The sequence below is a fragment of the Cyanobium sp. WAJ14-Wanaka genome (genome assembly GCF_024345375.1).
GTDB lineage: Bacteria > Cyanobacteriota > Cyanobacteriia > PCC-6307 > Cyanobiaceae > Cyanobium_A.
The window spans coordinates 1-5000 of the sequence record NZ_JAGQAZ010000006.1 but is presented as its reverse complement, the minus strand read 5'-3'; the positions used below and the strand labels follow the sequence as shown (position 1 = coordinate 5000).

Below are 5000 nucleotides of genomic sequence, written 5' to 3'. Positions count from 1 at the left end.
ACAGACAATTCTATTTCGCCGAGCCTCTCTCCGAGACAGCGCCCAGATCGTTACGCCTTTCGTGCGGGTCGGAACTTACCCGACAAGGAATTTCGCTACCTTAGGACCGTTATAGTTACGGCCGCCGTTCACCGGGGCTTCAGTCGCTAGCTTCGCTTTCGCTGACCAGCTTCCTTAACCTTCCGGCACTGGGCAGGCGTCAGCCCCCATACATCGTCTTGCGACTTAGCGGAGACCTGTGTTTTTGGTAAACAGTCGCCTGGGCCTCTTCACTGCGACCACCTTGCGGTGGCACCCCTTCTCCCGAAGTTACGGGGCCATTTTGCCGAGTTCCTTAGAGAGAGTTACCTCGCGCCCCTCGGTATTCTCTACCACCCCACCTGTGTCGGTTTCGGGTACAGGCCATGATGCCTTAACGGGTATAGGGCTTTTCTTGGAAGCTTGACGTCACCAACTTCGCTGCCGTAGCAGCTCGCACTCACGCCTCAGCTCAAAGTGTTTTCGCCACTTCTCAACGCCTCGAACGCTTGGACCAGTAACCAACATCTGGCTTGGCTAGCCTTCTCCGTCCCCCTTCCCAAAACATCACAGGTACAGGAATGTTGACCTGTTGTCCATCGACTACGCCTTTCGGCCTCGCCTTAGGTCCTGACTAACCCTCCGCGGACGAGCCTGCCGGAGGAACCCTTAGGGTTTCGGGGCATGGGATTCTCACCCATGTTTTCGCTACTCAAGCCGACATTCTCACTTCTATGCAGTCCACGCCCGCTTACGCTAACGCTTCACCCCACATAGAACGCTCCCCTACCATTTGAATGTTCAAAAGAACAATTAAATCCGCAGCTTCGGTACAACACTTAGCCCCGTTCATTTTCGGCGCAGGATCGCTCGACCAGTGAGCTATTACGCACTCCTTTGAGGATGGCTGCTTCTAGGCAAACCTCCTGGTTGTCTGGGCAACCCCACCTCCTTTATCACTCAGTGTTGATTTGGGGACCTTAGCTGGCGGTCTGGGCTGTTTCCCTTTCGACCATGGAGCTTATCCCCCACAGTCTGACTGCCTAGTTACACACAGGGTATTCAGAGTTTGTCTCGATTTGGTACCGCTCTCGCAGCCCGCACCGAAACAGTGGCTTTACCCCCCTGCTGGAGCACTAGACGCTACGCCTCAACGTATTTCGGGGAGAACCAGCTAGCTCCGGGTTCGATTGGCATTTCACCCCTAACCACAGCTCATCCGCTGATTTTTCAACATCAGTCGGTTCGGACCTCCACTTGGTATCACCCAAGCTTCATCCTGGCCATGGTTAGATCACCCGGGTTCGGGTCTATAAACACTGACTATCGCCCTATTCAGACTCGCTTTCGCTATGGCTCCACCATTTCCGGTTTAACCTGCCAGTGCCTATAAGTCGCCGGCTCATTCTTCAACAGGCACACGGTCACCCTATGAGTAGGGCTCCCATTGCTTGTAAGCTCACGGTTTCATGTTCTATTTCACTCCCCTCCCGGGGTTCTTTTCACCTTTCCCTCGCGGTACTGTTGCGCTATCGGTCACACAGGAGTACTTAGCCTTACGAGGTGGTCCTCGCAGATTCACACGGAATTTCACGTGCTCCGTGCTACTCGGGATACAGCTAGCTCAGTTCAGTTTTCGAATACGGGGCTTTCACCCTCTATGGCGCGCCTTTCAAGCGCTTCTCCTAACATTCCTGATACACGTTGCTGTCCCACAACCCCGATGGTCGAAACCATCGGTTTAGGCTCTTCCCCGTTCGCTCGCCGCTACTTAGGGAGTCGTTTTTACTTTCCTTTCCTCCAGCTACTAAGATGTTTCAGTTCGCTGGGTTGGCTCGAGCCGCCCTATGGATTCAGGCGGCCGTTCTAGGGGTTGCCCCATTCGGAAATTCCCGGATCAAAGCGTGTTTCCAGCTCCCCGAGACTTATCGCAGGTAACTACGTCCTTCATCGCCTCTGTGTGCCAAGGTATCCACCGTGAGCCCTTTGTAGCTTGACCAAATTAAACTCCCAATGCTTCAGGCTGTTGAGGCCTATTCTCTCTAGATTCACTGGCTAATTCACTAGCTAATTACTCGGTTCTTCGCTGATTGCTCAGCTATTTACCCAATGCTTAGCTCTTAAACTAGTAGTTTGAATACAAGGATCAAACTCCCTCCTCCTCGGCGGATTTGGAAGAACACTGGAAGCTCTCGGCTCTAAAAACTCAATAGAATTTTCCCTTCCCAATCTCTGCCCCCAGCTTGCGCTTTCAGCTTCAATCGGTCTGGGCATCCATGAGATGCTTTATTTCCAGACTTCACCTATGCAGTTGTCAAGGTTCTGCTAGAACACAAATCAGGCCCTTGGGAGGCCCTCTTGAGTCCAGCATCATTTCAACACAGCTAATCTTTCTTAGCTTGATAAAATGAGGCTAGATTCACTTGCTACTAAACTAGCTAAAACATTCTAGATCACCTCAGATTTGAACTCCTGTTCGCATCTGGCAGGGCGCTACAAATTTGGATGGAGGTTAGCGGACTCGAACCGCTGACATCCTGCTTGCAAAGCAGGCGCTCTACCAACTGAGCTAAACCCCCAAACACGAATGGGCCATCCTGGACTTGAACCAGGGACCTCACCCTTATCAGGGGTGCGCTCTAACCACCTGAGCTAATGGCCCAGGAGTCGTAACCACTCACTAGTGTTAAACATTTAATGTTCAACAGCCCTGTGGGGTGAACTAGACAAAAGTTTAGGAACTGAAATTGATTCCACAGTCTCCAAGCTGATCTCTCAGCTCTTCTCTGATAATCAAGTTGAGGTACCGATCGACCTTCGAGATGACAGGATTATGGCCTGAGAATAATTTACTCAGACATCACAATCAGTTATTGTCTCCCTGTTAGGAGGTGATCCAGCCGCACCTTCCGGTACGGCTACCTTGTTACGACTTCACCCCAGTCATCAGCCCCACCTTCGGCGTCCTCCTCCACAAGGGTTGGAGTAACGACTTCGGGCGTGGCCAACTTCCATGGTGTGACGGGCGGTGTGTACAAGGCCCGGGAACGTATTCACCGCAGTATGCTGACCTGCGATTACTAGCGATTCCGCCTTCACGTAGGCGAGTTGCAGCCTACGATCTGAACTGAGCCACGGTTTATGGGATTTGCTAGCTCTCGCGAGTTTGCTGCCCTTTGTCCGTAGCATTGTAGTACGTGTGTAGCCCAGGATGTAAGGGGCATGATGACTTGACGTCATCCACACCTTCCTCCGGTTTATCACCGGCGGTCTCTCTAGAGTGCCCAACTAAATGCTGGCAACTAAAGACGTGGGTTGCGCTCGTTGCGGGACTTAACCCAACATCTCACGACACGAGCTGACGACAGCCATGCACCACCTGTCTCTGCGCTCCCGAAGGCACTCCCTCGTTTCCAAGGGATTCGCAGGATGTCAAACCCTGGTAAGGTTCTTCGCGTTGCATCGAATTAAACCACATACTCCACCGCTTGTGCGGGCCCCCGTCAATTCCTTTGAGTTTCACACTTGCGTGCGTACTCCCCAGGCGGAACACTTAACGCGTTGGCTACGACACCGAGGGGGTCGATTCCCCCGACACCTAGTGTTCATCGTTTACGGCCAGGACTACAGGGGTATCTAATCCCTTTCGCTCCCCTGGCTTTCGTCCATGAGCGTCAGTTATGGCCCAGCAGAGCGCCTTCGCCACTGGTGTTCTTCCCGATATCTACGCATTTCACCGCTACACCGGGAATTCCCTCTGCCCCTACCACACTCTAGTCTTGTAGTTTCCATCGCCGAAATGGAGTTAAGCTCCACGCTTTAACGACAGACTTACAAGACCGCCTGCGGACGCTTTACGCCCAATAATTCCGGATAACGCTTGCCACTCCCGTATTACCGCGGCTGCTGGCACGGAATTAGCCGTGGCTTATTCATCAAGTACCGTCAGATCTTCTTCCTTGATAAAAGAGGTTTACAGCCCAGAGGCCTTCATCCCTCACGCGGCGTTGCTCCGTCAGGCTTGCGCCCATTGCGGAAAATTCCCCACTGCTGCCTCCCGTAGGAGTCTGGGCCGTGTCTCAGTCCCAGTGTGGCTGATCATCCTCTCAGACCAGCTACTGATCGAAGCCTTGGTGGGCCCTTACCCCACCAACTAGCTAATCAGACGCGAGCTCATCCTCAGGCGAAATTCATTTCACCTCTCGGCATATGGGGTATTAGCGGTCGTTTCCAGCCGTTATCCCCCTCCTGAGGGCAGATTCTCACGCGTTACTCACCCGTCCGCCACTAACCCGAAGGTTCGTTCGACTTGCATGTGTTAAGCACGCCGCCAGCGTTCATCCTGAGCCAGGATCAAACTCTCCGTTGTAGTCAAACCCTTTTGGTAAACTTTCATCCACCTCAGCTTGATTTGCTTCTCACCCACTTAATCTTGATATAATCAAAAATTGTTTACACTGGCGTATAAACAGTAGTTGGAGCCCCTTCCTCTGACAGAAGGTTTCAAAGAGTGCATTCAGAAATCTCTTTCCTCTTGACTTTCCCGAATCTCAGATCCGGTCGCGGTCCCGTTCGCATCAGCACACCATTACCCAAAACCCCGTGAAAGGCTTCAAGCAACAACTGATGCAGGGTTCCCGCTTTTTTTCTTTTTGACGGGACCTCACACCCTCACTGCATATCTGCCAAGCACCTAAGCTCCAACACCTTTAGAACCCTTTAAAAAAGGTCCCAGCGCAGGCTCCCTAGGTACTTGACGCAGTGAAAGCGTCAGTTCCTAAACTTTTTAGTTGTCCAGGTTCAGCCTCCTCCACTTCCCCTTTCAAGGAAGCTCTCGGTGGCCGTCGCTTCTCAGCGACTCAGAAAACCTACAGCATCGGCGGCTCGCGCCTCCTCAACTGTCTGCCCCAGTCGAAAATCCGTTTTACCGGTTTCCGACCAGTCCAAAATCATAACACCACAACCTCCCCTTAAGCAAGCAG

The 5000-nt window shown here is 52.5% G+C and carries 2 tRNA genes and 2 rRNA genes (1 of these 4 running past the window's edge); all 4 read right to left on the bottom strand.

The window, feature by feature from the left end:
• A 23S ribosomal RNA gene (locus KBY49_RS11660) occupies positions 1–2017 on the bottom strand (it extends 871 nt beyond the left edge of the window).
• A 507-nt stretch (positions 2018–2524) separates the two neighbouring features.
• Positions 2525–2597: transfer RNA gene (locus KBY49_RS11655), tRNA-Ala, on the bottom strand.
• 9 nt (positions 2598–2606) lie between these two features.
• A tRNA-Ile gene (locus KBY49_RS11650) sits at positions 2607–2680 on the bottom strand.
• Positions 2681–2902: 222 nt separating this feature from the next.
• Positions 2903–4387, bottom strand: a 16S ribosomal RNA gene (locus KBY49_RS11645).
• The 16S and 23S rRNA genes sit together here with 2 tRNA genes alongside, the layout of an rRNA operon.
• Positions 4388–5000: the final 613 nt, after the last annotated feature.